The organism is Bradyrhizobium sp. AZCC 2176 (assembly GCF_036924645.1).
Lineage (GTDB): Bacteria > Pseudomonadota > Alphaproteobacteria > Rhizobiales > Xanthobacteraceae > Bradyrhizobium.
Genome location: NZ_JAZHRX010000001.1, coordinates 6,485,430 through 6,509,221, shown reverse-complemented (window position 1 = coordinate 6,509,221; position 23,792 = coordinate 6,485,430). Strand labels below are relative to the sequence as shown.

Genomic DNA, 23,792 nt, shown 5'->3' with positions numbered 1-23,792 from the left:
AATGCCGTCAGGGAACCTTTGGGGGCGACTTTATATCTATCGAGTTGCGAAATACGCCCTAGAGTTGCGCCATCAAAGGGGTTATTTCTGGGCAATACTTTGTGTCGTTAGGATGCAAATTTTTTGAGCAAGGCTGCAGGCGGCCGGAAGCGGAAAGCTTCAGGCAAAAATCGGAAGTCGCCCACCGATGAACGAGGCGAGGAGGGCGGCCCCGACGAGGCCGTGGCCTTTATCGCGGAAACCGTTGCCGAACTGGTCAAGCTGGCGGAGCGCCACCGGCTGGAAGTGCTCAGCCATTTGCTCGGCATGGCGCAACTCGAGGCGGAAGAGCGCCTGCGCACAAGGAGTAAGCACAAGCTGTCGTAAGGGACGCGGCGACGCACACTGTCAGCCCGTCACGCTGAGGAGCGCGCAGCGCGTCTCGAAGGGCGACGGCGCGGCTGGGGTGGGGTAGCTCATCCTTCGAGGCTCGCTCCGCTCGCACCTCCAGCGATAACGGCTTAGCCGTTACGCAGGGATGACGGGTGAGCGCTACGCCGTAACGCGCTTGCCTTGCTTCCTGGCCGTCCGCGGCTTTAACGCCGTATCTCCCGGTCCCAACAGCCGTCCGTCCTGCGAATAGAGTTCGAGCTTGCGGACCGGCCGGCCCTTTTCCTTGTCGACCAGGATAGTGGTGATCTCCTCCGGACGTTCGTCGAACGCCTCGCTCCATTGCCGCAAGGCGACCAGGATCGGGAAGACGCCGCGCCCCTTCGGCGTCAGTACATATTCCTGATACGCGCTGCCGTCGGAGGCGGGCACGGTCTTCAGGATGCCCTGGTCGATCAGCGCGCGCAGCCGCACCGTGAGAATGTTCTTGGCCAGCCCCAGTCCTTTCTGGAATTCGCCGAAGCGGCTGGCCCCGAGCAGCGCCTCGCGAATGATCAGCATCGACCACCAGTCGCCAATCGCATCCAGCGAGCGCGCGATCGGGCAAACGTCGTGCTCAAAGCTGGTCCGTTTCACCATGACGGGGCTCCGTTCGAATCCTTGTTTGACGCGCTCTTCACGCGAACCGGTCCCCAGTTCGCTTGAAAACGCGCTGAGACCGATCACGGCCTTGTGTAGTTGCAATATTAAACCAGATGCCCTAGGTAGGCAATCTAGTTTAATTATGCAACCATTGGGGACGGCCATGAGGCTCGCGAACAAGACGGCGTTGATCACCGGAGGCAACAGCGGCATCGGGCTTGCGACCGCAAGGCTGTTCGTGGCCGAAGGCGCCAGGGTCGTCATAACGGGGCGAAATCAGGCGACGCTCGATGCCGCCGCCAAGGAGCTGGGTCCAAACGCGTTAGCGGTGGCGGCCGACGCCACCGACATTGCCGCCACCGAAGCCGCGATCGGGAAGGGGGCCGCCAAGTTCGGCAAATACGACATCGTATTCGCCAATGCCGGTATCGCAGGCGGTACGCCGCTTGGCGCCACCGCGCGCGAGGCTTTTGAAAGGGTCATCAGTACCAACCTCACCGCTGTGTTCTTTACCGTGCAATCGGCGCTGCCGCATCTCAATGACAATGCCTCGATCATTCTCAACGGCTCTGTCATCTCCGTGCTCGGCATCCCCGGCTATTCGGCCTATGGCGCGGCCAAGGCTGGCGTACGGGCCATGGCGCGGATCATGGCATCGGAACTGTCGCCGCGCGGCATCCGCGTCAATGTCGTGGCGCCCGGCGCGATCCGCACCCCGATCTGGGGTCCGGCGATCGCCACGCCGGAAGCCGAAAAGGCCTTTGAAAAGCGCATCGCGCTTTCGACCCCGCTCGGCCGCTTGGGCGAACCCGACCATATCTCGAAGACGGTGCTGTTCCTCGCCTCGGACGATTCGGCGCATATCCAGGGCCAGGAATTGTTCGTCGATGGCGGTGCCACGGCTTCGCCGAGCGGTGCGCCGATCTATCGGGGCTAAGGCTCGGCCAACATCGGAACCGGCCGTCAGAATGATAACATCGATCTCGGGCGCTGGCCGGCTTCGGCGCCCTGCGGCGGATTGGCGCTGAGCCAGAATGCGCATTGAACCCGGTCTGTAGCTGCTGGACATTTTGAGGGCAGGAGTTCTTGCCAACAAAGAACCGGAGAGCAGTCATGCCGAAAAGGGTCGACGTCTCTTCATCCGCCTTCCGGGACTCGGATACGGCTCAGTTCGTTTCAATTGCGCTGTTCTCCGGCGTCGGTCTTTTGATTTCCCTCGTTATAGTTATCTGCCGCATGCACGGCATTTTCTGACCTGGCTGTTCGCGTTCATGCGCAAGCGGCTGCCGTCGGGCCTGGTAACAGCAGCCGCTGTCGCCTCAACTCAGGCGGCGTTCAGATCGCCTGCGGCTTTCAGCGCGCCGGCCACGGCTTTTTTGCGATGCTCGGGACCGACCTGGATACCGTCGGCGGAAATGAATTCCGGATTCTTGATTCCCATGAAGCCGAACACCCAGCGCAAATAGGTTTCCAGGTGCTCGCCGACGGCGGCCGGTGTGTCCGGGCCGTAAAAGCCGCCGCGCGAGATCGCGACGATGACGCGCTTGTTGCCGGCCAGACCTTCGGCGCCTTGCGCTGAGTATTTGAACGTCTTGCCCGCGACCAGGATGCGGTCGATCCAGGCCTTGAGCTGGCTTGGGATGGTGAAATTGTACATCGGCGCGCCGAGCACGACGACGTCGGCGGCCAGAAACTCTTCCAGCACAGCCTGACCGGCGGCGATATCCGCGCGCAGCGATGCTTCCGGGGCGCCACCCTGGCCAGCGGCGAGGTGTAAGCCGGTGAGATGCGCCAATGGCGAAAGCGTGAGATCGCGGTAGCTGACTTCGAGGCCGGGGGTGGATTGGCGCAGCCGGTTGACGATTGCCGCGGAAACCTGGCGGCTGACGGAGTGGGGGCCGAGAACGCTGGAGTCGATGTGCAGAAGTTTCATGGTTGATGTCACTCTTCGGTATAGGTTTGTAACTGGCGCTATATGAGTGACCGTGGCAAAACCCCGCAAGAACGCACATTTTTTACACCCGAGCACATCCATGAGACCCGAGCACAAAAAAGTGCCTGCCTTTCCACCCGGTCCCCACCTCGACAGTGACTGCCGCGGCGCGGCCTCCGTCTTGGCGCGGGTCGGCGACAAATGGAGCGTATTCGTGATCATGATGCTTGGCGATGGCCCGAAGCGGTTCAACGAGATCAAGCGTATGATCAACGGTATCTCGCAGCGGATGCTGACGCTGACGCTGCGAGGCCTCGAACGGGATGGTCTCGTGACGCGAACGGTGTTTCCGACCATTCCGCCGCGGGTCGACTACGAACTGACCGATCTGGGGCGTGGCCTGTCCGCGCCGGTGCAGGCGCTGGGCAGGTGGGCGATTGAGCATCAGCCGGAAATCCAACGTGCGCGGACGACGTTCGACGCACGCAACAGCGAGGCCTGATCAGACCATCGATACCAGCCCGCCGCCGTGACGCTCCAGCCGTCCGGCGAGCTCGAGCTCGAGCAGCACCGTGCGAACGATGGTGGCTGATAGCCCCGACATTCGGATCAGGTCGTCGAGGCTGACGGGGCTCGGCCCGAGCAGCGAGACGATGCGTTCGCGCTCGCTTGGGTCGGTATCGAAGTCGAGCGGTTCGTCGTCGCCTTCGCGCGCCTCGAGCACGACCGGGCGCTCCAGGATCGGTTGAACGGCGTTGATGACGTCACTGGCTTCGGTGACCAGCGCCGCGCCCTGCTTGATCAGATCATTAGTGCCGGCGGCGCGCGGGTCGAGCGGCGAGCCGGGCACCGCAAACACCTCGCGGCCCTGTTCGGCCGCCATCCGCGCCGTGATCAACGAGCCCGAGCGATGCGCGGCCTCGATCACGACGACGCCAAGCGACGCGCCTGATATCAGGCGATTGCGGCGGGGGAAATCGCGGGCGCGCGGCACGTGGCCCAGCGGCATTTCGGAAATCGCGCCGCCGCGTTCAAGCAGCGCCGCCAGTAAATTCTCGTGCTCCGGCGGATAGATCCGGTCGTGTCCGCCCGCCAGCACCGCGACGGTGCCGCTTTCGACCGTCGCGCGATGCGCGGCCTGATCGATGCCGCGCGCCAGCCCCGAGATGACGACAAAGCCGGCGTCGCCGAGATCGCGCGCCAACTGGCTGGCGAATTTCAAGCCGGCGCCGGAGGCGTTGCGCGAGCCGACGATCGCAATCATCGGCCGCGCCGGCACATCGAGCGCGCCGCGCACGCCGAGCAGGGGAGGCGCATCGTCGAGCGTCGCTAGCCTTGGCGGATAGGCGGCTTCGCCCGGCGCGACCAGCGAGACGCCGATCCTCTTCGCCGCGGCGATCTCAGCCCGTGCTTCCTCCTCGCTGCAGATGCGCCCTGAACGCGCCGCGCCGCCGCGCCGCGCCAGATCGGGCAGCCGCTCCAGCGCTGTGCGCGCGTCGCCGAAGTGGTTAAGCAGCGAGTTAAAGGTCCGCGGCCCGACATTGTCGCTGCGGATCAGGCGCAGCCGGTCGATCCGGTCGGTCTCGGAGATGTGGGGCGCGAGTTGTGTCCGGTCATGCATGCGGAGCAGCTTTGCCCAACCGGAGATTGCAATCAACCTGTTTGATTGTGATGGGTGTTACGCTTGCTCCGTGCCAAGGCCCTTCGTAACCTGTGTCCTCATCATAGGAAAGCCTTCATGATCTCGCTCGCAGAACTTCAGCGCCGCATCGATGCCGGTGACCTTTCCGCAGACGCTGCGATCGCGCAGTCGCTTGAAGCAACCAGTGTGCATGAAAAGTCCATCGGCGCCTTCGTTTGCCGGGACGAACGTCCTCGCGCGCAAACCGCCGGGCCGCTGCGCGGGATTGCGGTCGGTATCAAGGACATCATGGATACGGCGGATTTCCCGACCGAAATGGGTTCGCCGATCTACCGGGGATATCGGCCGCGCGGCGACGCAGCCGTGGTGATGATGCTGAAACAGGCGGGCGCGACCATCATCGGCAAGACCACGACGACGGCATTCGCCTCCGTGGATCCGACGCCGACGCTCAATCCGCGCAACCATGGCCACACGCCGGGCGGATCGTCGTCCGGCTCGGCGGCAGCAGTGGCGGCCGGCATGATTCCGCTCGCATTAGGCACGCAGACTGGCGGCTCGGTGATCCGGCCGGCCTCGTTCTGCGGCGTCGCCGCGATCAAGCCGTCCTACCGCCTGCTGCCGACCGTCGGCGTGAAGTGCTATTCGTGGACGCTCGATACCGTCGGCCTGTTTGCGACCGGCGTCGATGACGTGGCGCGCGGGCTTGCCGCGATGACGGGCCGGCCCGAACTGCTGCTGCCGCCGAGCATTCCGACGCCGCGCATCGGCATCGTGACGCAGGATTTCGCCGGCGCGCCGGAAGCGTCAGGCGGCGAGGCGTTACGAATCGCGACGCGGGCGGCGGAGAAGGCAGGCGCCTCGGTGCGGGCGCTTGATTTGCCGGAGATCATTGCGGAGGCGTGGCAAGCCCATTCGGTGATCCAGGAATTCGAAGCACATCAGGCGCTGGCCTGGGAGTACGGTGAAAACTACGACGCAATGGCGCCGCTGCTGCGCGCAAAGCTGGACGAGAGCAGGGGCATGACACCGACCGACTATGACGCGGCAATGGGCGTAGCGGACCGCGCCAGGCACGCGCTCGCAAAAGTGTTCGAAGAGGTGGACGTGCTACTGACCTTGTCGGCGCCCGGCGTGGCGCCCAAGGGATTGGGCTCGACCGGCGACGCCCGTTACAACCGTCTCTGGACGCTGATGGGCGTGCCCTGCGTCAATGTACCCGCGCACATCGCGGAAGGCGGATTACCGGTCGGTGTGCAGGTGATTGCGGGATATCGCGCCGATGCCGAGGCGTTGACGGCGGCGCGATTTGTTGAGGAGGCGCTGCGGCGGAAGTAGGCTACCTCGCCCCGATCCGCCCCTCAGTCCCCGCCTGCAAGCGCTTGATGTTTTCGCCGTGCTTCCAGAACAACAGCAGCGTCAGCACCACGAATAGCGACGCCAGTGCGGGGTGGCCGAACCACCACAGGAACAGCGGGGTGACAAACGCGGCAACCAGCGCCGACAGCGACGAATAGCGCGTGGTGAGGGCGGTAGCTAACCAGATCAGGCAGAACATCACGGCCGCCGGCCAGAACAGGCCGATCAGCACACCGATATAGGTTGCCACGCCCTTGCCGCCCTGGAATTTCAGCCAGATCGGGAAGAGGTGGCCGAGGAAGGCGCCGAGCGCCGCCAGCATCGCCGCATTGGCGCCGCCGTAATAGCCCGCGATGATGACGGCGACCGTGCCCTTGAGTGCGTCGCCGATTAGCGTCGCCGCGGCGAGGCCCTTGCGGCCGGTGCGCAGCACGTTGGTCGCGCCGATATTGCCGGAGCCGATCGAGCGCAGATCCTGCGTGCCGGCCAGTTTGGTCAATACCAGGCCAAACGGGATCGAGCCGAGCAGATAGCCGATCAGCAAGGCGACGACGAGGAATGCGTCAGACATTGCGGCAGCTCCCACCGCGGCCCGTTCCGGACGAATCAGACATGTTCATAGACCGTCCGCCCGCTCACGATAGTACGCACGACGCGTCCCGAGAAGCGGGCTTCATCGAACGGCGTGTTCTTGCACTGCGATTTGAGGTCGGCGGGATCGAGCACCCAGGGCGTATCGGGGTCGATCACGATCACGTCGGCTGGGGAACCGGCCCGTAGCGTGCCGCCGGGGAGGCCCAGCAGTTCGGCCGGGCGGGTCGACATCGCCCGGATCAGCGTCTTGAAGTCCATCTCGCCATTATGAACGAGCCGCAGCGCCGCCGGCAGCATGGTCTGCAGCCCGACCGCGCCGGCAGCCGCTTCAGCGAACGGCAGCCGCTTGACCTCGACGTCCTGCGGATTGTGATCGGACATCACGATGTCGACCAGGCCGGAGGCGACGGCTGCGACCAGCGCGAGGCGGTCCTCCTCGGTGCGCAGCGGCGGCGACAGCTTCAGGAAGGTGCGGTAGGGGCCGATATCGTTTTCGTTCAGGGTGACGTGGTTGATCGACACGGAGGCGCTGACATCGAGGCCGGCATCGCGGGCGCGCTTGAGGATTTCCAGCGACTCCAGCGAGGACAGCGAGGCGGCGTGATAGCGCCCGCCGGTCAGCGCCACGAGGCGCATGTCGCGCTCCAGCATCACCGCTTCGGCGGCGTTGGGAATGCCGACCAGGCCGAGCCGCGCGGCGAACTCGCCCTCGTTCATTACGCCTTCGCCGACCAGATCCGGGTCCTCGGTGTGGTGCACGATCAGCGCGTCGAAATCGCGGGCATAGGTCAGCGCGCGGCGCATCACCTGCGCATTGGTCACGCTCTTGTCGCCATCGGTGAAGGCCACCGCGCCGGCGGCTTTCAATAGCCCGATCTCGGTCATCTCCAGGCCGCCCAGGCCCTTGGTCAATGCGGCCATCGGGTGGATATTGACGATCGCGGTGTCGCGGGCACGGCGCAGCACGAAGTCGACCGTCGCCGAATTGTCGATGACCGGCGAGGTATCCGGCTGGCAGATGATGGTGGTGATGCCGCCTGCGGCAGCCGCCTGGCTGGCGGAGGCAAACGTCTCGCGGTGGCTGGCGCCGGGCTCGCCGACAAAGGCGCGCATGTCGATCAGCCCGGGGGCGACGATCTTGCCGGCGCAATTGACGATGTCGGTGCCTTCGGGGACGCCGGCGGCGCCGATGCCGCGCTTGGAGTCGCGGATCGTGCCGTCGGCAATCAGGACGTCACCGGGGCCGTCGAAATCCCTGGACGGATCGACGACGCGGGCATTGGCGAGCAGAATGGGGCGTCGATCAGTCAGCATGGTCTCACGCGTTCGGCAGGTTGCGGGCGAGCGCTTCGAGCACCGCCATCCGCACCGCCACTCCCATTTCCACCTGTTCGCGGATCAGCGATTGCGCGCCGTCCGCCACGATCGAGTCGATTTCGACCCCTCTGTTCATCGGCCCCGGATGCATCACCAGCGCGTCCGGTTTGGCGTAAGCGAGCTTCTTCTGGTCGAGACCGAAATAATGGAAATACTCCTGGCTCGACGGCACGAACGAGCCGTTCATGCGCTCGCGCTGTAACCGCAGCATCATCACGATGTCGGCGCCATTGAGGCCCTCGCGCATGTCGCGCGCGACTTCGACGCCCATCCGCTCGATGCCGCGCGGCAGCAGCGTGGAGGGCGCGACGACGCGGACGCGGGCGCCCATGGTGTTGAGCAGGAGGATATTGGAGCGCGCCACGCGGGAATGCATCACGTCGCCGCAGATCGCGATCACGAGCCCTTCGAGCCGGCCTTTATTCCGGCGGATGGTCAGCGCATCCAGCAGCGCCTGGGTCGGATGCTCGTGGGCGCCGTCACCGGCATTGATCACGGAACCATCAACCTTGCGCGCCAAAAGTTCCACCGCGCCGGAGGCGTGGTGCCGCACCACCAGGATATCCGGGTGCATGGCGTTGAGCGTCACGGCGGTATCCATCAGCGTCTCGCCCTTGCGGATCGAGGACGAGGACACCGACATGTTCATGACGTCGGCGCCGAGGCGCTTGCCCGCCAGCTCGAACGAGGATTGGGTTCGGGTCGAGGCCTCGAAAAACAGGTTCACCTGGGTGCGACCGCGCAGAGACGTGCGCTTTTTGTCCACCTGGCGGTTGAGCTCGACATATTCCTCGGAAAGGTCGAGCAGGCCGGAAATATCGGCAGCGGAAAGCCCCTCGATTCCCAGCAGATGCCGGTGCCCGAGGACGAAGGTCGATTTCGATGCAGGGGTCATTAAAGCCTTGCTATAGGCAGAGATGCCACGCAGGGCAAGCTTCAAATCCCGCGTCCGGACTTATCCACTAGCGCTTCGGCGGCAGGGTAAACGCTGGCCGATGTTCCCCGCCGGCAGTTTCCGCTAGAGTGCGCGCGATGCATCAAGCCGTGAAGAACGCGCAACATTTCGTTCAATCCGCCCGGATCACGTTGTGGCTATTGGCGAACTCCGGCAGGGGCGCCGGAAGGCGGATGGCACTCGCGGCTGTATTCGCGGCGAGCTGCCTGGCAGGCGGCGCCGCACAGGCCCAAAAGCTGCCGGCCGGTTTCGTCTATCTGCGCGATATCGATCCGTCCATCATCCAGGACATCCGCTACGCCGGTGCGAATAATTTCGTCGGCCGTCCGCTAAGGGGATATGAGGCTGCCGAATGCGTGGTGAAGCGCGAGGTCGGCGCGCTGCTGAAGAGCATTCAGGGAGAACTCGCGCTGCAGAACCTGTCGCTGAAGATGTTCGACTGCTACCGGCCGACGCGCGCGGTTGCCAACATGGTGGCGTGGTCGCGCGACGGCAAGGAGACGGTGGCCGGAAAGCGCTACAATCCGGCGTTCAGCAAGGCCGACCTGTTTCGGCTCGGCTATATCGCCACCCATTCGGGCCATTCCACCGGCGCCGCGCTCGACCTCACCTTGGTTGATCTGAAAGCCGACAATTCGGCCGTGTTCGATTCCACCAAGGACTATGGCGACTGCACCGCCAATGTGAACCTTCGCGTGCCGGACGGAAGCGTCGACATGGGCACCGGCTATGATTGTTCCGACGTCAAGTCGCACACGGCGGCGAAATCCATTACCGCGGGCCAGCGCCGCTGGCGCGAGAAGCTGGTTCTGGTGATGGCGCGGCGAGGATTTGTAAACTATTCGAAAGAGTGGTGGCACTTTTCGCTGCCGGCAGCGAGCGGGCAGGCCTATGATTTCCCTATCACGCCCCGGAAGTAATTCACGGTTCCAGGACCAGCCATGAGCCAGGCAACATTCTCGACCCACGAGGTCTTCAATCAGTCGCCGCCGTTTGGGGATGTCGATCTCTATGCGGTCGACCGGCCGTTGGTCGAGGCGGTCGCCGCCAATGGCGGCGCTTCGGCTGAGAGCGAGTTGTCGGAGTTCGGCAAGCATTGGGGCTCGGCGGCGATGGCGGAACGCGGCCGCGTCGCTAATGAGAACACGCCAAAGCTGCGCAGCTTCGATTCCAGAGGCAACCGCCGCGACGAGGTCGAATTTCACCCCGCCTATCACGAATTGATGGCGCACAGCGCGCATGCCGGCGTGCATAATTCGACCTGGACTGCCGACGGCAAGCCCGCCGGTGGGGCGTCGGAGGTAATACGCGCCGCAAAGTTCTATATGGCCTCGCAGGTCGAGACCGGGCATCTCTGCCCGATCACCATGACGCGGGCCTCTGTCGCCGCACTGGCGGAGCAGCCCGATCTGCTGGCCAAGGTGATGCCGGTGCTCGGCACGCGGTCCTACGATCCGGCGTTTGCGCCATGGTGGACCAAGCGCGGCATGACGCTCGGCATGGGCATGACCGAGAAGCAGGGTGGCACCGACGTGCGCTCCAACATGACGCGGGCGGAGCGTGATGGGGACGCCTTCCGTATCACCGGGCACAAATGGTTCATGTCGGCGCCGATGTGCGACGCTTTTCTGGTGCTGGCGCAGGCCGAAGAGGGACTGAGCTGCTTCTTGATGCCGCGCTTTGCGCCTGACGGCTCGGTCAACGCGATCCGGTTCCAGCGGCTGAAGGACAAGCTCGGCAACCGCTCCAATGCCTCGTCGGAAGTCGAGTTTCACGGCGCCTATGCCGAGCGCGTCGGCGCCGAGGGCAAGGGCATCCGCACCATCATCCAGATGGTGCAGTTGACGCGGCAGGATTGCGTGATTGCTTCCGCCGGCCTGATGCGATCAGGCCTTGCGCATGCGCTGCATCATGCGCGGCATCGCAGTGTGTTCCAAAAGCATCTCGCCGACCAGCCGCTGATGCAGGCGGTGCTGTCCGACATGGCGCTGCATGTCGAGGCTACCGTCGCGCTGGTGATGCGGCTGTGCCGGTCGTTCGACCGCGCGCCTGTCGACGCCAAGGAAGCCGCCTACATGCGGCTGCTGACGCCCGCCATCAAATACTGGGTGTGCAAGAGCGCGCCAGGCTTTCTCTATGAGGCGATGGAGTGTCTAGGCGGCAACGGCTACGTCGAGGAGGGCATTCTGGCGCGGCATTACCGGGAATCGCCGGTCAATGCGATCTGGGAAGGCTCCGGCAATGTGATGTGCCTCGACGTGCTCCGCGCGCTGTCGCGCGAGCCGGAAGTGGCGTCCAGCATCGTGCATGAACTGACCGGCGAGACGCTCGGATTGCCCGGCGCGGGTGAAGTCATCACCTTCATCGGCAAGGCGTTCCGCCGGCCGGACAGCGAGCGTGTGGCGCGGCTGGCGGTCGAAAGGCTGGCGCTGCTGGCGGCGGCTGCCGCGCTCAATGCCGTATCGCCGCAGCATGCGCAGTTGTTCGCGGCCACGCGCCTTGCCGGAAATCACGCCGCCATGTACGGCGCAGTCGATCTGGCCCATGACGACGTAAGCGGCCTGCTGGGGCGTGCGCTGCCTTGAATACGACCTCGCTAACGAAAGCCGTCTGATGGATTCCCTTACTCCCGCAGTTCCGGTGGCAGTTCCGCCGGGGATCCCCGATCCGCGGCCGCCGCGCGCCTGGAAATTCTGGGGCACAGTGCTATGGGGCCTGTTCATCTTTGCGGCGATGTTCCTCGGCCAGGTCGCGGTCATCGCCTACTTTGTGCTGCGGCAGGGCGGATCGTTCGACGTCGCCCAAGCGATCCGCGTCGTCGGCGGCGGTCTGACCGTCTCGCTCTCGGTCATCCTCGGATTGCCCGCCGTGCTGCTGGCGACATGGATCGCGATCCGTCCGACGCGCATATCTTTTATCGACTATCTGGCGCTGCGCTGGACCTCATGGCGCAATTTCTTCATCGGCGTTGCGGCGCTGGCGATCCTCGTCGGCGGGTGGGATCTGCTGTCGCGGGCGCTCGGGCGCGAGGTGACGCCGGGCTTCATGGGCGACGTGTTGAAATCCGCCCAGGCCGACGGCGCGCTGTGGCTTCTGGTGATCGCGTTCACTGTCGCCGCGCCGATGTGGGAAGAGATATTCGCGCGCGGGTTTCTCTACCGCGGCTGGTCGGAATCACGGCTTGGCGTCGCCGGCGCCATCTTTCTGTCGTCGCTGGCCTGGACTTCGCTGCATCTGCAGTATGACTGGTTCTTTTTCGGCGAGGTGTTTTCGATCGGCGTGCTGCTGGGATATCTGCGTTATCGCACCAACTCGACCTGGCTGACGATCGTCCTGCACGGCATCAACAATCTGGCCGCGACGATTCAGACGTTCTGGCTGGCCGGCACCAGCTAGCACATGGCGGCCAGCGCGATCGCGACCGGCATCGTCAGCGCCGCCAGAATGGTCTGCGGTGTGATGATCTGCGCCAATAGCGACGCGTCGCCGCCCATTTGCCGCGCCAGCACATAGGCGCTTGACGCCGCGGGCACCGCCGAACAGACGGTCACGACGGCGAGGTTGGAATCGGCAAGTCCAAATCTTAACCCCAACGCGACCGCGATCACCGGCATCAGCACCAGCTTGAGGAACACCGCGACGCCGGCGGCGAGGCTCGGCCTGAACAGGCCTTCGAGATGCAGGCCGGCGCCGGTCACCAAGAGGCCAATGGCGAGCGAAGAGCGGCCGAGCGCATCCGCCACCTCGTGCCAGAGTTTGGGCAGTGGAATGTGCGTGACGTTGAGCGCCAGCCCGACCGCGCAGGCCCAGATTAGTGGATTGCGCACCACCGTCACGACAATTGAACCGGCCGAACGCTTTGCCGGCGAGGCGTAATGGGCTAGCACCGAGACACTGAGTACGTTGACCAGCGGGATGATGGCGACCATCGCGACCGACGCCAGCGCCAGCCCGAGGTCACCGAACAGACTGCCGGAGACGGCGAGCGCCACATAAGTCTGCCAGCGCGTCGCGCCCTGGAGGATCGAGGTAAAGGCGGGACCATCGATCGCGGCGCGGGCGAGCAGGGGACGCAGCGCAAGACACAGCAGCGACATCGCGAGCGCCGACAGCATCAGCGCGCCGCCGACGCCGGCCACCGGCACTCTGGTGAGATCGGCCTTCACCAGCGTCTGGATCAGCAGGAGCGGAAACAGCACATAGTAAGTCAGTCGTTCCAGCCCATGCCACTGCGTCTCGGGCTGTATCAGCGTCCGCTTCAGGATGAAGCCGAGCACGATCAGCAAAAACACCGGCAGCAGCGCCGCAATGACCACCGCCATCGCTTACGCGTCCCTGCGCAGCTTCGTCAGCCGGTCGAGCGCGCCCTGCAGGATGAAGATCGCGGCATGCTCGTCGATCACCTCGGCGCGGCGGGCCCGGGAAACGTCCATGCCGATCAGCTCGCGCTCGACGGCAGCCGTCGACAGCCGCTCGTCCCACAGCGCGATGGCGAGGCCGGTGAGGTTGGAAAAATTGCGAGCAAAGGCGCGAGTCGATTGCGCGCGCGGACCCTCGCTGCCGTCCATGTTGATGGGTAGCCCAAGCACGAAGCCGACCGCGTTGCGCTCGCCCGATATCGCCAACAGCCTCGCCGCGTCGGCCTTGAAGGCCTTGCGCTGGATCGTCTCGACGCCGGTTGCCAGCCGGCGGTCGGGATCGGAGACGGCGACCCCGATGGTCTTGGTGCCGAGGTCGAGCCCGATCAGGGCGCCGCGCTCGGGCCAGTGCGTGACGGCGTCGATCAGGGGAAGGATGGGGGCGGGCATGACCCCGCATAACACCGGTGCGTCATGCGCGCAAAGCCGATCATGGCGTGGCGTCCATGCGAGAACGCCACGCTAGTTGGCCTCGTCCTTGGCCAGCCCTGCGGTGCGGCGCTGGTATGTCAGGCGGCGATAACCTCGCCATTGCCGTTCAGGCAGGAAACAAAGCCCTGCAACGCGCTGTATTGATGCGCGCTGCGGCGGGCGATGAAAAGCGTCTCGACCTTGGACTGCACCGGGTTCAGCGTGTGAATGCTGACGCTGTCGTTCCGCCCGACCACGGCGCGCGGCAATAACGTTACGCCCATGTCGGCGGCAACGCAGCCGATCATGCCGTCGAGCGTGCCGAGCTCGAACCGCGCGGAAGACGGCCAGCCGAATTCCGAAAAAATCTGCTCGAGCCGCTGGCGGTAGGTGCAGCCGGTGCGGAACACCAGCGCGGTCGGCCCAGATTCCGGCGTGCCTGCGCGCAAAGCGGCGAGGGTCTGCCAGCGCCGCGCCGCCACCAGTACCAGTTCTTCGCGGAACGCGACCGTCGCTTCGAGTTCGGCATGCTCGATCGGGCCTGCGACGAATGCGCCGTCGAACGTACCGTTGAGCACGCCGGCCACCAGCTCCGCCGTCGTCGACGTGCGTAAGCTCAGCCGCACCGCCGGGAAGCGGCGATGGAATTCGGCGAGCAGGGACGGCAGGCGGACGGCCGCCGTCGTCTCCATCGATCCGATCGCGAGCGGTCCTTTCGGCTCGCCGTCATCGCGCGCGGCCAGGAGCGCCTCGCGGGACAGCGCGGCCATCCGCTGCGCGTAGGGCAGCAACCGGCGGCCGGCGCCGGTCAGCGTCATGCCGCGGCTGTGCCGCTCGAACAGCGCGGTGCCGATCTCGGCTTCCAGCGCCTTCACCCGTTGCGTGACGTTGGACTGCACGGTGTTGAGCTCGTCGGCGGCGCGGGTGATGCCGCCCAACCGTGCAACCGTCGAAAAGGTCAGGAGATCGCTCAACTCCATGGGTCCGTCCCGTTCCATTTTAGAGATGCCTGAGTTCTCTAGTATTCATTTTTAGAGAATGATAGTTCGGCCTAATCTGGGTGTCCAGACTTCAGGGAAGAGACATGCCGATATCGACACCGTTGACTGCTCGTTTAGGCATCCGGCATCCGATCCTGTCGGCGCCGATGGACGTCATCGCGGGCGCCCGTCTCACCAAGGCCGTCAGCGCCGCCGGTGGCTTCGGAATTCTTGGCGGCGGCTACGGTAACAAGGCGTGGCTGGAGCAGGAGACAGCCAAGCTTGCCGATATCTCCGATCCCTTCGGCATCGGCTTCATCACCTGGAGCCTTGCGAAGCAGCCGGCGCTGCTGGACATCGCGCTTGAAGCCGGTCCGCGCGCGATCATGCTTTCATTCGGCGATCCAAAACCGTTTGCACCGCGCATCAAATCGTCGGGCGCGCTTCTGATCTGCCAGGTGCAGGACGAGGCGATGGCGCGGCAGGCGCTGGAGGCGGGCGCCGACATTCTGATCGCGCAGGGAACGGAGGCCGGCGGCCACGGCGCGTCGCGTACCACCATCGACATCGTGCCGGCGATCGTCGACCTCGCGGCCGGCCGGGTGCCGGTGGCGGCCGCCGGCGGCATCGGCGATGGCCGCGGGCTTGCCGCGATGATGATGCTGGGCGCGTCCGGCGTGCTGCTCGGCACGCGTTTTTATGCCAGCCAGGAGTGCGACGGCGCGGAGGAAGCGAAACGGCACATTTGCGCGGCGTCGAGCGGCAACAGCGTGCGCGGCATCATCTTCGATCTCTCGCGCAATAATGTCTGGCCGGCACCGTTTACCGGCCGCTGCCTGATCAACGATCATGCGCGGCGCTGGATGGGGCGCGAGGTCGAACTCATGCAAAACGTCCAGGCGGTCGCGGCCGAATACGCGGCGGCGAAGGCCGCGGGCAATTTCGATATCGCCGCCGTCATCGCGGGCGAAGCCGTCGGGCTGGTCCATGATATCCCGCCGGCGGCCGAAATCGTTGACAGGATCGTCACCGAGGCCGACCAGATACTGAACGGGCGGCGGAACTCCTCCGCCGCCTGATCCTTACGTCTCTTCAATTCATTCAAGCGAGCAGAACCATGTGGCCAGACCGCCGGATCATCGACCTCTTCAAGACCGAATTTCCGATCGTGCTGGCGCCGATGGCCGGCGTCGTGGATGCCGAACTGGTGATCGCGGCAGCGCAGGGTGGGGCGCTCGGCTCGCTGCCGTGTGCGATGATCTCGGCCGACAAGGCGCGTGAGCAGGTCAACATCATCCGCCAGCGCGTCTCGGCACCGCTCAACATGAACTTCTTCTGCCACGCGCCGGTCGATGCCGATCCCGCGCGCGAAGCCGGCTGGAAGGCCAGGCTTGGCTCTTACTACAAGGAATTGGGCATCGATCCTGCCGCGCCCATCAGCGCCGCCAACCGTGCGCCGTTCGATGATGCGATGTGCGCTGTCGTCGAGGAACTGAAGCCGGAAGTGGTGAGCTTCCATTTCGGTCTGCCGGATCCGGCGCTCCTCAAGCGCGTCAAGGCGACTGGTGCCATCGTGATGTCGTCGGCAACGATCGTGAAGGAAGCGATCTGGCTGGAAGAGAACGGCGCCGACGTCATCATCGCGCAAGGCGCCGAAGCGGGCGGCCATCGCGGCATGTTCCTGACCGACAATATCGCCCAGCAGCCCGGCACCTTTGCGCTGGTGCCGCAGGTGGTCGATGCGGTGAAGGTGCCGGTGATCGCGGCCGGCGGTATCGCCGACGGGCGCGGCATCGCGGCGGCATTTGCGCTCGGCGCCTCCGGCGTGCAGATCGGCAGCGCCTATCTGCGCTGCCCGGAATCCAGAGTGATCGGACCTGCGCGCATCGCGCTGGCCCAGGCCCACGACGATTCCACCGTCATCACCAATGTCATGACCGGACGGCCTGCGCGCGGCGTCGCCAACCGCGTCATGCGCGAGGTCGGCCCGATCTCGCCGGATGCGCCGGCATTCCCGCACGCCGCCACCGCGCTCGGGCCGCTCAAGGCGGCGGCCGAAAAGCTCGGCAACGTCGATTTCACCAATCTCTGGGCCGGGCAGGCGGTGCGGATGGGCCGCGAGATGCCGGCGGCCGAGTTGACGCGTGCGCTCGCAGGCGCTGCGCTGGCGCGGCTCAGCGCGTTGAGCGGCTAGCTGGCGGTTTGGAGCGGGTTTTGTGCTGTCCTAGTGTGCCGGTTCGTCGCGGTGGACCTCAAGATGCTCGGCCGCCAGCGACCGGTAATGCGCCGCCATTTCCTTGTAATGCTGCTTTGAGATCGGATCGGTCGCGCTTTCCGCGCGGCGCTCAAACATTTCCGCCTTTTCCTGCAGGATTTTAGCCTGGGACATGGCTCTCTCTCCCGTGGTCAGGTTAAGCAGGCGAGGTAGATGATCGCGACGCCGAGTACGGTCCCGATGGACCAGAAAACAGGATCCCAGCTTTCCGATCCGGCGCTGTCATTTTCGATGGTCGACATACACGGCCTCCAATGTCCTGGCCGCGACTACATTCCCCGACTGTTTCAGGACGACTACGTAAGGCGGCGAAATGGTTTCGTCAGGCGCTTTTGCGAGGGAAATGGGCGCTGACGCTCAAAATCTCGTGCGTCGGGGTGGGTCGACTTCTGACTCCAAAGGTGGGTATTCGGCGTCCCTAGGCCGGCTCCGCCTGTTCCCTGCTGTTGCGGCGCAAAAGCGGTCTCTGCTATACGGCAGATGCGAATTCTCCGTTTGAGGCCTATATTTATGTCCGTTGATGCTGCCACCGTTCGCCGCATAGCGCATCTGGCGCGAATTGCGGTCACCGAGGCCGAGGTTCCCCATCTGCAGGGCGAGTTGAACGCCATGCTGGCTTTCGTGGAGCAACTTTCGGAGGTGAACGTCGACGGCGTCGAACCGATGACCTCGGTAACCCCGATGGAAATGAAGAAGCGTGCCGACGTGGTCAATGACGGCGAGATCCCTGACGACATCGTCAGGAACGCGCCGGAAACGCAAAATCATTTCTTCCTGGTGCCGAAGGTGGTGGAATAACTCTACTTGAAGGTCGGAAGTCGGATGTGTCTGCTCTGCGACGATGAAAAGGCCTATCAGGCCTACATGAACTATCTCGACGCGATGGCGCGGCAGGGCAAGGCCGCCGATCCCGATAAGGCGATGGACGCCGTTCTCGATCAGCTCGAGGCCGCCGACAAGGCCCGCGCCAACGACCCTGCCAACGACAAGACGCTTTCTCCGTTCTTCTGCAGCCCGATCAATAAATGACCGACCTGACATCGATGACGATCGCCGAGGCCAAAGCCGGCCTCGCGAACAAGTCTTTCACCTCGCTTGAACTGACGGACGCGCATCTCGCCGCGATCGAAGCGGCGCGTTCGCTCAACGCTTTCGTGCTGGAAACGCCGGACCAGGCGCGTGCCATGGCGCGCGCGATCGACGCCAAAATCGCCAAGGGCGAGGGCGGTCCGCTGGCGGGCATTCCGCTTGGGATCAAGGACCTGTTCGCGACCAAGGACGTGCGCACCACGGCGTGCTCAAAGATCCTTGGCAATTTCGTGCCGCCTTACGAATCCACCGTGACTTCGCAGCTCTGGCGCGACGGCGCCGTGATGCTCGGAAAGCTCAACAACGATGAGTTCGCGATGGGCTCGTCGAACGAGACCTCGTGCTTCGGCCCGGTCGTCAATCCGTGGCGGCGCGAAGGTTCCAACACTTCGCTGGTGCCGGGCGGCTCTTCCGGCGGATCGGCATCCGCCGTGGCGGCGCTGCTCTGCATGGGCGCAACCGCGACCGACACCGGTGGCTCGATCCGCCAGCCCGCCGCCTTCACCGCGACGGTGGGCGTCAAGCCGACCTATGGCCGCTGCTCGCGCTGGGGCATCGTGGCGTTCGCCTCCTCGCTGGACCAGGCAGGCCCGATCGCGCGCACGGTGCGCGATTCCGCGATCCTGATGCGCTCGATGGCAGGCCACGATCCGAAGGACACTACATCAGTCGATCGCGCGGTGCCGGACTACGAGGCCGCGATCGGAAAATCCGTCAGGGGCATGAAGATCGGTATCCCGAAGGAGTACCGCCTCGACGGCATGCCGGCGGAAATCGAAAAGCTCTGGAGCGAAGGCGCGGCGTGGCTGAAGGCGGCCGGCGCCGAACTGGTCGAGGTATCGCTGCCGCACACCAAATACGCGCTGCCGGCCTATTACATCGTGGCGCCGGCGGAAGCCTCCTCCAACCTCGCGCGCTACGACGGCGTGCGCTACGGCCTGCGGGTGCCGGGCCGTTCGATCGGCGAATTGTATGAGAACACCCGCGCCGAAGGCTTTGGCGATGAAGTGCGCCGCCGCGTCATGATCGGCACCTATGTGCTCTCGGCCGGTTACTACGACGCGTATTACCTGCGCGCGCAAAAAGTCCGCACGCTGATCAAGAAGGATTTTGAGGACTGTTTTGCCAAGGGCGTCAGCGCGATCCTGACACCGGCGACGCCGTCGGCCGCCTTCGGCGTTGGCGAGAAGGGCGGCGCCGATCCGGTCGAGATGTATCTCAACGACATCTTCACGGTCACGGTGAACATGGCGGGACTTCCGGGCATTGCGGTGCCTGCCGGCAAGGACGCGCAAGGCCTGCCGCTTGGCCTGCAACTGATCGGCCGCCCGTTCGACGAGGCGACGCTGTTCTCGCTCGGCGATATCGTGGAGCAGGCGGCTGGCCGCTTCACGCCGCAGAGGTGGTGGTAGCGATGGCGGATTTCCGCGCCACACTCGCGGACACTGCGCCGGCACCTGACCTGGAACCGCCGCTGGCTGCATTGTGGTGGGCCGCCAAGGGCGACTGGGATCGGGCGCACAAGATCGTGCAGGACGAAGGCAGCGCCGAGGCCGCCTGGGTGCACGCCTATCTGCATCGCGTCGAAGGCGATCTCGGCAATGCCGGCTACTGGTACCGGCGGGCCGGCCGGCCGGTCGCGAAGGATTCTCTTGAAGCCGAATGGGAGCGGATCGTATCCGCGCTGCTCGGGAGTGGAAAAGCATGAGCGCGTCAGTGAGACAGGGAAAACTGATCAAGGGCCAGACCGGCGACTGGGAAGTCGTGATCGGGATGGAGGTGCACGCCCAGGTCACCTCGAAGTCAAAGCTGTTCTCCGGCGCCTCGACCGAATTCGGCGGCCAGCCGAACAGCCATGTCTCGCTGGTCGATGCCGCGATGCCGGGCATGCTGCCCGTCATCAACGAGGAATGCGTCAGGCAGGCGGTCCGCACCGGTCTTGGTCTCAATGCGCAGATCAACCTGCGCTCGGTGTTCGACCGCAAGAACTATTTTTATGCGGATTCGCCGCAGGGCTACCAGATCAGCCAGTACAAGTCGCCGATCGTCGGCGAGGGCGAGGTCGTGGTCGAACTGGACGGCGGCAAGACCGCGACGATCGGGATCGAGCGGCTGCATCTGGAGCAGGACGCCGGAAAGTTGCTGCACGACCAGTCGCCGACCATGTCCTATGTCGACCTCAACCGGTGCGGCGTGGCGCTGATGGAGATCGTGTCAAAACCCGATATCCGCGACGCCGAGCAGGCCAAGACCTATGTGACCAAGCTGCGCTCGATCCTGCGTTATCTCGGTACCTGCGACGGCGACATGGAGAAGGGCTCACTGCGCGCCGATGTGAACGTTTCGGTGCGCAAGCCGGGCGGGCCGCTCGGCACCCGCTGCGAAATCAAGAACATGAACTCGATCAACTTCATCGGCCAGGCGATCGAGTATGAGGCGCGGCGCCAGATCGAGATCATCGAGGATGGCGGCACGATCGACCAGGAGACACGCCTGTTCGACCCCAACAAGGGCGAGACGCGCTCGATGCGCTCCAAGGAGGAGGCGCACGACTATCGCTATTTCCCTGATCCCGACCTGCTGCCGCTTGAGTTCACGCAAGACTATGTCGATGGGCTGAAGGCGAAACTGCCGGAATTGCCGGACCAGAAGAAGGCGCGCTTCATCGAGAGCCTTGGCCTTTCGCCCTACGATGCCAGCGTGCTGGTAGCTGAGCGCGAGAGCGCGGTCTTCTACGAAACCGTGCTCGCAGGCCTTGCCGACAAGGCGCGCGACGGCAAGCTTGCGGCCAACTGGGTAATCAACGAGCTGTTCGGCCGTCTCAACAAGCAAGGCCGTGGAATTTCGGACTCGCCGGTGTCGGCGGCGCAGCTTGCCGCGATCGTCGATCTGATCGGCGAGGGCACCATCTCCGGCAAGATCGCAAAGGACCTGTTCGAGATCGTCTGGACGGAGGGCGGCGACCCGCGCGAACTGGTCGAAACGCGCGGCATGAAGCAGGTCACGGATTTGGGCGCGATCGAGAAGGTCGTCGACGACATCATCGCGGCCAATCCGGACAAGGTCGCGCAGGCGAAAGCCAAGCCGCAACTCGCCGGCTGGTTCGTCGGCCAGGTGATGAAGCAGTCCGGCGGCAAGGCCAATCCGCAGGCGGTGAACGACCTCCTGAAGGCGAAGCTCGGCATCTGAAGCGTCCCGTAACGGGACGACTCTCGTCGTCGATGACGCCACGCAAGACGCGCGCGATCGTGCATCGATCGTTCGTTGCGATCCGAAATTTACCATGAGCATGAAAGCGCGGACGCGAATCGGTCGGCCGCGATTCGCCCGGAGAACCGGTTTTGGCGAGCGCCGACGAGACGCCAACGCTGTGACCACGAAAATTTTTTTATTGCCAAAATTCGCGACTCAGAGTCCGTGCGCAGGACTTTTTGACGGCAGCAATGAGTCGCGGTGACACCGAGCGCACGTTGATCGTCGTTTGCACGAATTCAAGAAACGGCTGCAGCACAGGCGCTTCCTTCAATATTGACAAATGCCGATGTCGGTCGTTGTTGCACTTTTTGCATCGACGCGCGCGCTTGTCGTTGTGCCATCGAACGAAGTGCTTCGCGCGCTCTCACATCGCTGCGTCAACACTTCCTTAAGCGGGACGCTGTTTTTTTGAATGTGTTGGTGTATTCGGGATGTAGTGCATCTCGATTCCCGAGTGCACGCAGCGATTAAGCCATCTCACTACATTAGGAGGGCAACATGGCCAAGAAAGCTAAGAAGGCAAAGAAGGCGAAGAGCGCAGTGAAGAAGACTGCGAAGAAGACCCGCAAGGTCGCCAAGAAGAAGAAGTAACTTCGCTTCTCCAAGAATTGCCGGCGGCTTGATGCCGGCACGTCATTAGAGCCCCGGATAAAAGTCTGAAGGCTCTGGTCGACGAAAAGAGGGTGTCGGCGAGACATCAGGTCAACGGCTGGATCGTATTTCGGAAGAGCGTTCTTTCCAAAGAGGTTCGCTCTTTCAAAACCGGTCCGGCAGAAGAAACAGGTTTTTCTTCGTTCGGTGCGGGTATCCTTAAGCCCGCAATTTCACCCGGGCCAAAGCCCGGCATGAAATCTGGTCCTGACGTGTTCGCCGACGCCCTCGTTCCCTGGAACGCCTCGTTCCCCGGAACGCCCGCATTAGCCGGAGCGCTCCGATAGCCCACGCACCAGGCGTCCGGCGCTGAAGTCCTTCCTCATTTCATAATGATCGTTCGCCGGCGTCGGTTGTTCCGCGTCCGCCGGTTGCTCCAGGCGCGTCATCGCTCGCAAATTCGGGATCCGGCGCGCCGTGAACTTCCCGAATGGCTGCAGAAGCTGCTGGGGGCCCGATCATCTGCCGGAACCGTCATGGTGCGGCATGTTGCGGCCTGCCCGGTGACGGATGATGATGACACCGGCCTTGCGGCAATGGTTATCGTTCTGCGAAACCGCAGGGTAAACCGAACTTCACGATTGGTGACTTCTCGCTGTGCCGCAGGCATTTCTGCGATTTCGCGTTCGACCGCCCGATGCACGCGTTTACATCCCGTTCATCGCGAACCTTAAACTGCCCTTCAAATTTGATCGGTCATGATCCTCCCAACAACAGACCGGAAAACGGCGTTGGGGAATAGCAGCGTTTAACAGTGGACAGGGGCCGCACTCGGGGGAGGGCGGCAATGATAAAAAGGGGAGCTACAGATGTTTCAGGGACTCATTGATCTGGACACGGCAATGCCGGTGGAGGCGACGGCGATCCCGGACGTGCTGTTCGAGCGCGGTCTTTACTGGGCGAGCGGTCGTTCCGGCGTGGTCAATCTCGTCGCGGCCCACAAATGGTTCAATCTCGCCGCACTGAAGGGACGCGCGGATGCGATCTCCATGCGCCGAGAGGTCGCCGCGATGATGTCGGATGCCGAAATCGCGACCGCACAGCGCGAGGCGCGTGCGTGGATGACCGCGCATTGATGCTCCGGGCGGCCCGGCGTCACACCGGCGGCCCGCCACTGGCAAGGCAGCATTTCTTGAACTTCTTGCCGCTCCCGCTGGGACATGGATCGTTGCGTCCGACGTTACGCCAGGGGTTGCTGACCGGCTCGCTCGGTTGCGCGAAATCGATCCACGGGGCTTCCTCGTCGCCATCTTCGAAGACGTCTTCGGTCCCGCGCGTCCAATCCAGCGATACCAGCACGTCCTCGATGTAACCGAGGTTGTATTGCGTGAATCGATCGATGTCATCGGGCGCGTATTCGGCGGGGGCAATGTCGTCATCGAACTGGCGACGATCAATCCATTCCTCGGGTATGCGCTCTTCGCGAAAGGCATTGTCGACGAGCGGCACCAGGTCGCGCAGGCCCAGCAGGGCGATTGCTTGCAGCCAGTCCGCCCAGGCCTGATCGCCGTCTTCGGCCGAGCGCTCCTCATAGAACCGCACGAGCAATTCCCGATACCGATCGCGCTGTCGCCGCGCCGAACAACGCGTCACGGATGAATCCGTCGATCGAGCGATCGATGATCAAGGCGAACAGAGCGTCGTCATCGTCATCGAACACGCCGGTGACAATCTGGGCCAGGCTTTCACTGACGGTGTCACCGAGCAGGGCGTCGACCTCATCGAAGGGCCGGCGCAGCAAGCGCAGGAGCGGCTGGCACGCCTCGCGGATACCGTTCGAGGCTGCGAGCCGTTGCTTCATCGCCCAGCGCTACATATGAGCGAAGAATCAAGGGCAAATAC

Annotated in this window: 27 protein-coding genes; 15 read left to right on the top strand and 12 right to left on the bottom strand. The window is 64.1% G+C overall.

What is annotated here, in order from left to right; genetic code table 11:
• Nucleotides 1-123: 123 nt before the first annotated feature.
• Nucleotides 124-366, top strand: coding sequence for a hypothetical protein (locus tag V1288_RS30880; RefSeq protein WP_334360618.1), 243 nt, complete (start codon nucleotides 124-126; stop codon nucleotides 364-366).
• A 165-nt stretch (nucleotides 367-531) separates the two neighbouring features.
• Here the strand turns inward: V1288_RS30880 and V1288_RS30875 are convergent, their stop codons facing one another.
• Nucleotides 532-1,008: a winged helix-turn-helix transcriptional regulator gene (locus tag V1288_RS30875; protein ID WP_334360617.1), complete on the bottom strand. Its 477-nt coding sequence runs from the start codon at nucleotides 1,006-1,008 to the stop codon at nucleotides 532-534.
• Nucleotides 1,009-1,174: 166 nt separating this feature from the next.
• On the opposite strand from V1288_RS30875, the gene V1288_RS30870 reads away from it, so the two are divergent.
• Entirely contained in the window at nucleotides 1,175-1,948 is a 774-nt protein-coding gene (locus tag V1288_RS30870) for an SDR family oxidoreductase (RefSeq protein ID WP_334360616.1), read from the top strand.
• Nucleotides 1,949-2,335: 387 nt separating this feature from the next.
• On the opposite strand, the gene V1288_RS30865 is transcribed toward V1288_RS30870, so the two are convergent.
• Nucleotides 2,336-2,944 (bottom strand): FMN-dependent NADH-azoreductase, encoded by a 609-nt coding sequence (locus V1288_RS30865; RefSeq protein ID WP_334360615.1) that lies wholly within the window; start codon nucleotides 2,942-2,944, stop codon nucleotides 2,336-2,338.
• A 100-nt stretch (nucleotides 2,945-3,044) separates the two neighbouring features.
• Here V1288_RS30865 and V1288_RS30860 point away from each other — a divergent pair, with 100 nt between their 5' ends.
• Complete coding sequence (locus V1288_RS30860; RefSeq protein WP_334360614.1) at nucleotides 3,045-3,446, top strand: winged helix-turn-helix transcriptional regulator; 402 nt, start codon at nucleotides 3,045-3,047, stop codon at nucleotides 3,444-3,446.
• Here V1288_RS30860 and dprA read toward each other — a convergent pair whose 3' ends face one another.
• Nucleotides 3,447-4,565 carry a DNA-processing protein DprA gene (gene dprA / locus V1288_RS30855; protein ID WP_334360613.1) on the bottom strand — a complete coding sequence of 373 codons (1,119 nt, stop codon included), beginning with the start codon at nucleotides 4,563-4,565 and terminating at the stop codon, nucleotides 3,447-3,449. It lies immediately after the preceding gene.
• A 117-nt stretch (nucleotides 4,566-4,682) separates the two neighbouring features.
• Here dprA and V1288_RS30850 point away from each other — a divergent pair, with 117 nt between their 5' ends.
• A complete protein-coding gene (locus tag V1288_RS30850) occupies nucleotides 4,683-5,924 on the top strand; it encodes an amidase (protein ID WP_334360612.1) in 1,242 nt (413 codons plus the stop codon).
• A 1-nt stretch (nucleotide 5,925) separates the two neighbouring features.
• Here the strand turns inward: V1288_RS30850 and plsY are convergent, their stop codons facing one another.
• The 3 genes from plsY to V1288_RS30835 are packed head-to-tail and all read right to left on the bottom strand — an operon-like array spanning nucleotide 5,926 to nucleotide 8,811.
• Nucleotides 5,926-6,516 (bottom strand): glycerol-3-phosphate 1-O-acyltransferase PlsY, encoded by a 591-nt coding sequence (gene plsY / locus V1288_RS30845; RefSeq protein ID WP_334360611.1) that lies wholly within the window; start codon nucleotides 6,514-6,516, stop codon nucleotides 5,926-5,928.
• A 35-nt stretch (nucleotides 6,517-6,551) separates the two neighbouring features.
• Entirely contained in the window at nucleotides 6,552-7,853 is a 1,302-nt protein-coding gene (locus V1288_RS30840; protein ID WP_334360610.1) for a dihydroorotase, read from the bottom strand.
• Between the two features lie 4 nt (nucleotides 7,854-7,857).
• Nucleotides 7,858-8,811, bottom strand: a complete 954-nt coding sequence (locus tag V1288_RS30835) for an aspartate carbamoyltransferase catalytic subunit (RefSeq protein ID WP_334360609.1) — start codon at nucleotides 8,809-8,811, stop codon at nucleotides 7,858-7,860.
• Between the two features lie 233 nt (nucleotides 8,812-9,044).
• Between V1288_RS30835 and V1288_RS30830 the strand changes: the two genes are divergently transcribed.
• Genes V1288_RS30830 through V1288_RS30820 form a run of 3 tightly spaced genes read left to right on the top strand, consistent with a single transcriptional unit; the run spans nucleotide 9,045 to nucleotide 12,267 of the window.
• On the top strand, nucleotides 9,045-9,791 hold the full coding sequence (locus V1288_RS30830; protein WP_334360608.1) for a M15 family metallopeptidase: 747 nt from the start codon (nucleotides 9,045-9,047) through the stop codon (nucleotides 9,789-9,791).
• A 21-nt stretch (nucleotides 9,792-9,812) separates the two neighbouring features.
• A complete protein-coding gene (locus V1288_RS30825; protein ID WP_334360607.1) occupies nucleotides 9,813-11,456 on the top strand; it encodes an acyl-CoA dehydrogenase family protein in 1,644 nt (547 codons plus the stop codon).
• 28 nt (nucleotides 11,457-11,484) lie between these two features.
• Nucleotides 11,485-12,267, top strand: a complete 783-nt coding sequence (locus V1288_RS30820; RefSeq protein WP_334360606.1) for a CPBP family intramembrane glutamic endopeptidase — start codon at nucleotides 11,485-11,487, stop codon at nucleotides 12,265-12,267.
• Here V1288_RS30820 and V1288_RS30815 read toward each other — a convergent pair.
• From V1288_RS30815 to V1288_RS30805, 3 genes are all read right to left on the bottom strand, one after another.
• Nucleotides 12,264-13,193, bottom strand: coding sequence for an AEC family transporter (locus tag V1288_RS30815; protein WP_334360605.1), 930 nt, complete (start codon nucleotides 13,191-13,193; stop codon nucleotides 12,264-12,266). The genes V1288_RS30820 and V1288_RS30815 overlap by 4 nt on opposite strands.
• 3 nt (nucleotides 13,194-13,196) lie before the next feature.
• Nucleotides 13,197-13,679 carry a Holliday junction resolvase RuvX gene (gene ruvX, locus V1288_RS30810; protein ID WP_334360604.1) on the bottom strand — a complete coding sequence of 161 codons (483 nt, stop codon included), beginning with the start codon at nucleotides 13,677-13,679 and terminating at the stop codon, nucleotides 13,197-13,199.
• A 119-nt stretch (nucleotides 13,680-13,798) separates the two neighbouring features.
• Nucleotides 13,799-14,680 (bottom strand): LysR family transcriptional regulator, encoded by an 882-nt coding sequence (locus V1288_RS30805; RefSeq protein ID WP_334360603.1) that lies wholly within the window; start codon nucleotides 14,678-14,680, stop codon nucleotides 13,799-13,801.
• Between the two features lie 104 nt (nucleotides 14,681-14,784).
• Between V1288_RS30805 and V1288_RS30800 the strand changes: the two genes are divergently transcribed.
• Together V1288_RS30800 and V1288_RS30795 are read left to right on the top strand one after the other, a co-directional pair.
• Complete coding sequence (locus tag V1288_RS30800) at nucleotides 14,785-15,759, top strand: NAD(P)H-dependent flavin oxidoreductase (protein WP_442893876.1); 975 nt, start codon at nucleotides 14,785-14,787, stop codon at nucleotides 15,757-15,759.
• A gap of 38 nt (nucleotides 15,760-15,797) precedes the next feature.
• A complete protein-coding gene (locus V1288_RS30795) occupies nucleotides 15,798-16,874 on the top strand; it encodes an NAD(P)H-dependent flavin oxidoreductase (RefSeq protein ID WP_334360601.1) in 1,077 nt (358 codons plus the stop codon).
• A gap of 30 nt (nucleotides 16,875-16,904) precedes the next feature.
• Here the strand turns inward: V1288_RS30795 and V1288_RS30790 are convergent, their stop codons facing one another.
• Nucleotides 16,905-17,069 (bottom strand): hypothetical protein, encoded by a 165-nt coding sequence (locus V1288_RS30790; protein ID WP_334360600.1) that lies wholly within the window; start codon nucleotides 17,067-17,069, stop codon nucleotides 16,905-16,907.
• Between the two features lie 396 nt (nucleotides 17,070-17,465).
• Between V1288_RS30790 and gatC the strand changes: the two genes are divergently transcribed.
• From gatC to V1288_RS30760, 6 genes are all read left to right on the top strand, one after another.
• The gene (gene gatC, locus V1288_RS30785; RefSeq protein ID WP_334360599.1) at nucleotides 17,466-17,753 is read left to right on the top strand and encodes an Asp-tRNA(Asn)/Glu-tRNA(Gln) amidotransferase subunit GatC; all 288 of its coding nucleotides are present in this window, start codon (nucleotides 17,466-17,468) and stop codon (nucleotides 17,751-17,753) included.
• A gap of 24 nt (nucleotides 17,754-17,777) precedes the next feature.
• Nucleotides 17,778-17,984, top strand: coding sequence for a hypothetical protein (locus V1288_RS30780; protein ID WP_334360598.1), 207 nt, complete (start codon nucleotides 17,778-17,780; stop codon nucleotides 17,982-17,984).
• On the top strand, nucleotides 17,981-19,456 hold the full coding sequence (gene gatA / locus V1288_RS30775) for an Asp-tRNA(Asn)/Glu-tRNA(Gln) amidotransferase subunit GatA (protein WP_334360597.1): 1,476 nt from the start codon (nucleotides 17,981-17,983) through the stop codon (nucleotides 19,454-19,456). The genes V1288_RS30780 and gatA overlap by 4 nt, the downstream gene beginning before the upstream one ends.
• A gap of 2 nt (nucleotides 19,457-19,458) precedes the next feature.
• Nucleotides 19,459-19,752 carry a hypothetical protein gene (locus V1288_RS30770; protein ID WP_334360596.1) on the top strand — a complete coding sequence of 98 codons (294 nt, stop codon included), beginning with the start codon at nucleotides 19,459-19,461 and terminating at the stop codon, nucleotides 19,750-19,752.
• Nucleotides 19,749-21,233, top strand: a complete 1,485-nt coding sequence (gene gatB, locus V1288_RS30765; protein WP_334360595.1) for an Asp-tRNA(Asn)/Glu-tRNA(Gln) amidotransferase subunit GatB — start codon at nucleotides 19,749-19,751, stop codon at nucleotides 21,231-21,233. Before V1288_RS30770 ends, gatB begins: the two co-directional genes overlap by 4 nt.
• A gap of 1,526 nt (nucleotides 21,234-22,759) precedes the next feature.
• A complete protein-coding gene (locus V1288_RS30760; RefSeq protein WP_334360594.1) occupies nucleotides 22,760-23,026 on the top strand; it encodes a hypothetical protein in 267 nt (88 codons plus the stop codon).
• Nucleotides 23,027-23,045: 19 nt separating this feature from the next.
• Here the strand turns inward: V1288_RS30760 and V1288_RS30755 are convergent, their stop codons facing one another.
• Nucleotides 23,046-23,492, bottom strand: a complete 447-nt coding sequence (locus tag V1288_RS30755; protein ID WP_334360593.1) for an SEC-C metal-binding domain-containing protein — start codon at nucleotides 23,490-23,492, stop codon at nucleotides 23,046-23,048.
• Nucleotides 23,479-23,751 carry a hypothetical protein gene (locus V1288_RS30750; RefSeq protein ID WP_334360592.1) on the bottom strand — a complete coding sequence of 91 codons (273 nt, stop codon included), beginning with the start codon at nucleotides 23,749-23,751 and terminating at the stop codon, nucleotides 23,479-23,481. The genes V1288_RS30755 and V1288_RS30750 overlap by 14 nt, the downstream gene beginning before the upstream one ends.
• Between the last annotated feature and the right edge of the window lie 41 nt (nucleotides 23,752-23,792).

Coding starts and splice junctions, on each gene's coding strand:
- V1288_RS30760 (WP_334360594.1), top strand. CDS start 22,760: ATGTTTCAGGGACTCATTGATCTGGACACGGCAATGCCGGTGGAGGCG.
- V1288_RS30800 (WP_442893876.1), top strand. CDS start 14,785: ATGCCGATATCGACACCGTTGACTGCTCGTTTAGGCATCCGGCATCCG.
- V1288_RS30875 (WP_334360617.1), bottom strand. CDS start 1,008: ATGGTGAAACGGACCAGCTTTGAGCACGACGTTTGCCCGATCGCGCGC.
- V1288_RS30795 (WP_334360601.1), top strand. CDS start 15,798: ATGTGGCCAGACCGCCGGATCATCGACCTCTTCAAGACCGAATTTCCG.
- V1288_RS30840 (WP_334360610.1), bottom strand. CDS start 7,853: ATGCTGACTGATCGACGCCCCATTCTGCTCGCCAATGCCCGCGTCGTC.
- V1288_RS30770 (WP_334360596.1), top strand. CDS start 19,459: ATGGCGGATTTCCGCGCCACACTCGCGGACACTGCGCCGGCACCTGAC.
- V1288_RS30850 (WP_334360612.1), top strand. CDS start 4,683: ATGATCTCGCTCGCAGAACTTCAGCGCCGCATCGATGCCGGTGACCTT.
- V1288_RS30820 (WP_334360606.1), top strand. CDS start 11,485: ATGGATTCCCTTACTCCCGCAGTTCCGGTGGCAGTTCCGCCGGGGATC.
- V1288_RS30830 (WP_334360608.1), top strand. CDS start 9,045: ATGGCACTCGCGGCTGTATTCGCGGCGAGCTGCCTGGCAGGCGGCGCC.
- dprA (WP_334360613.1), bottom strand. CDS start 4,565: ATGCATGACCGGACACAACTCGCGCCCCACATCTCCGAGACCGACCGG.
- V1288_RS30870 (WP_334360616.1), top strand. CDS start 1,175: ATGAGGCTCGCGAACAAGACGGCGTTGATCACCGGAGGCAACAGCGGC.
- V1288_RS30750 (WP_334360592.1), bottom strand. CDS start 23,751: ATGAAGCAACGGCTCGCAGCCTCGAACGGTATCCGCGAGGCGTGCCAG.
- V1288_RS30815 (WP_334360605.1), bottom strand. CDS start 13,193: ATGGCGGTGGTCATTGCGGCGCTGCTGCCGGTGTTTTTGCTGATCGTG.
- gatC (WP_334360599.1), top strand. CDS start 17,466: ATGTCCGTTGATGCTGCCACCGTTCGCCGCATAGCGCATCTGGCGCGA.
- V1288_RS30825 (WP_334360607.1), top strand. CDS start 9,813: ATGAGCCAGGCAACATTCTCGACCCACGAGGTCTTCAATCAGTCGCCG.
- V1288_RS30790 (WP_334360600.1), bottom strand. CDS start 17,069: ATGTCCCAGGCTAAAATCCTGCAGGAAAAGGCGGAAATGTTTGAGCGC.
- V1288_RS30835 (WP_334360609.1), bottom strand. CDS start 8,811: ATGACCCCTGCATCGAAATCGACCTTCGTCCTCGGGCACCGGCATCTG.
- gatB (WP_334360595.1), top strand. CDS start 19,749: ATGAGCGCGTCAGTGAGACAGGGAAAACTGATCAAGGGCCAGACCGGC.
- V1288_RS30780 (WP_334360598.1), top strand. CDS start 17,778: ATGTGTCTGCTCTGCGACGATGAAAAGGCCTATCAGGCCTACATGAAC.
- V1288_RS30865 (WP_334360615.1), bottom strand. CDS start 2,944: ATGAAACTTCTGCACATCGACTCCAGCGTTCTCGGCCCCCACTCCGTC.
- ruvX (WP_334360604.1), bottom strand. CDS start 13,679: ATGCCCGCCCCCATCCTTCCCCTGATCGACGCCGTCACGCACTGGCCC.
- plsY (WP_334360611.1), bottom strand. CDS start 6,516: ATGTCTGACGCATTCCTCGTCGTCGCCTTGCTGATCGGCTATCTGCTC.
- V1288_RS30805 (WP_334360603.1), bottom strand. CDS start 14,680: ATGGAGTTGAGCGATCTCCTGACCTTTTCGACGGTTGCACGGTTGGGC.
- V1288_RS30860 (WP_334360614.1), top strand. CDS start 3,045: ATGAGACCCGAGCACAAAAAAGTGCCTGCCTTTCCACCCGGTCCCCAC.
- gatA (WP_334360597.1), top strand. CDS start 17,981: ATGACCGACCTGACATCGATGACGATCGCCGAGGCCAAAGCCGGCCTC.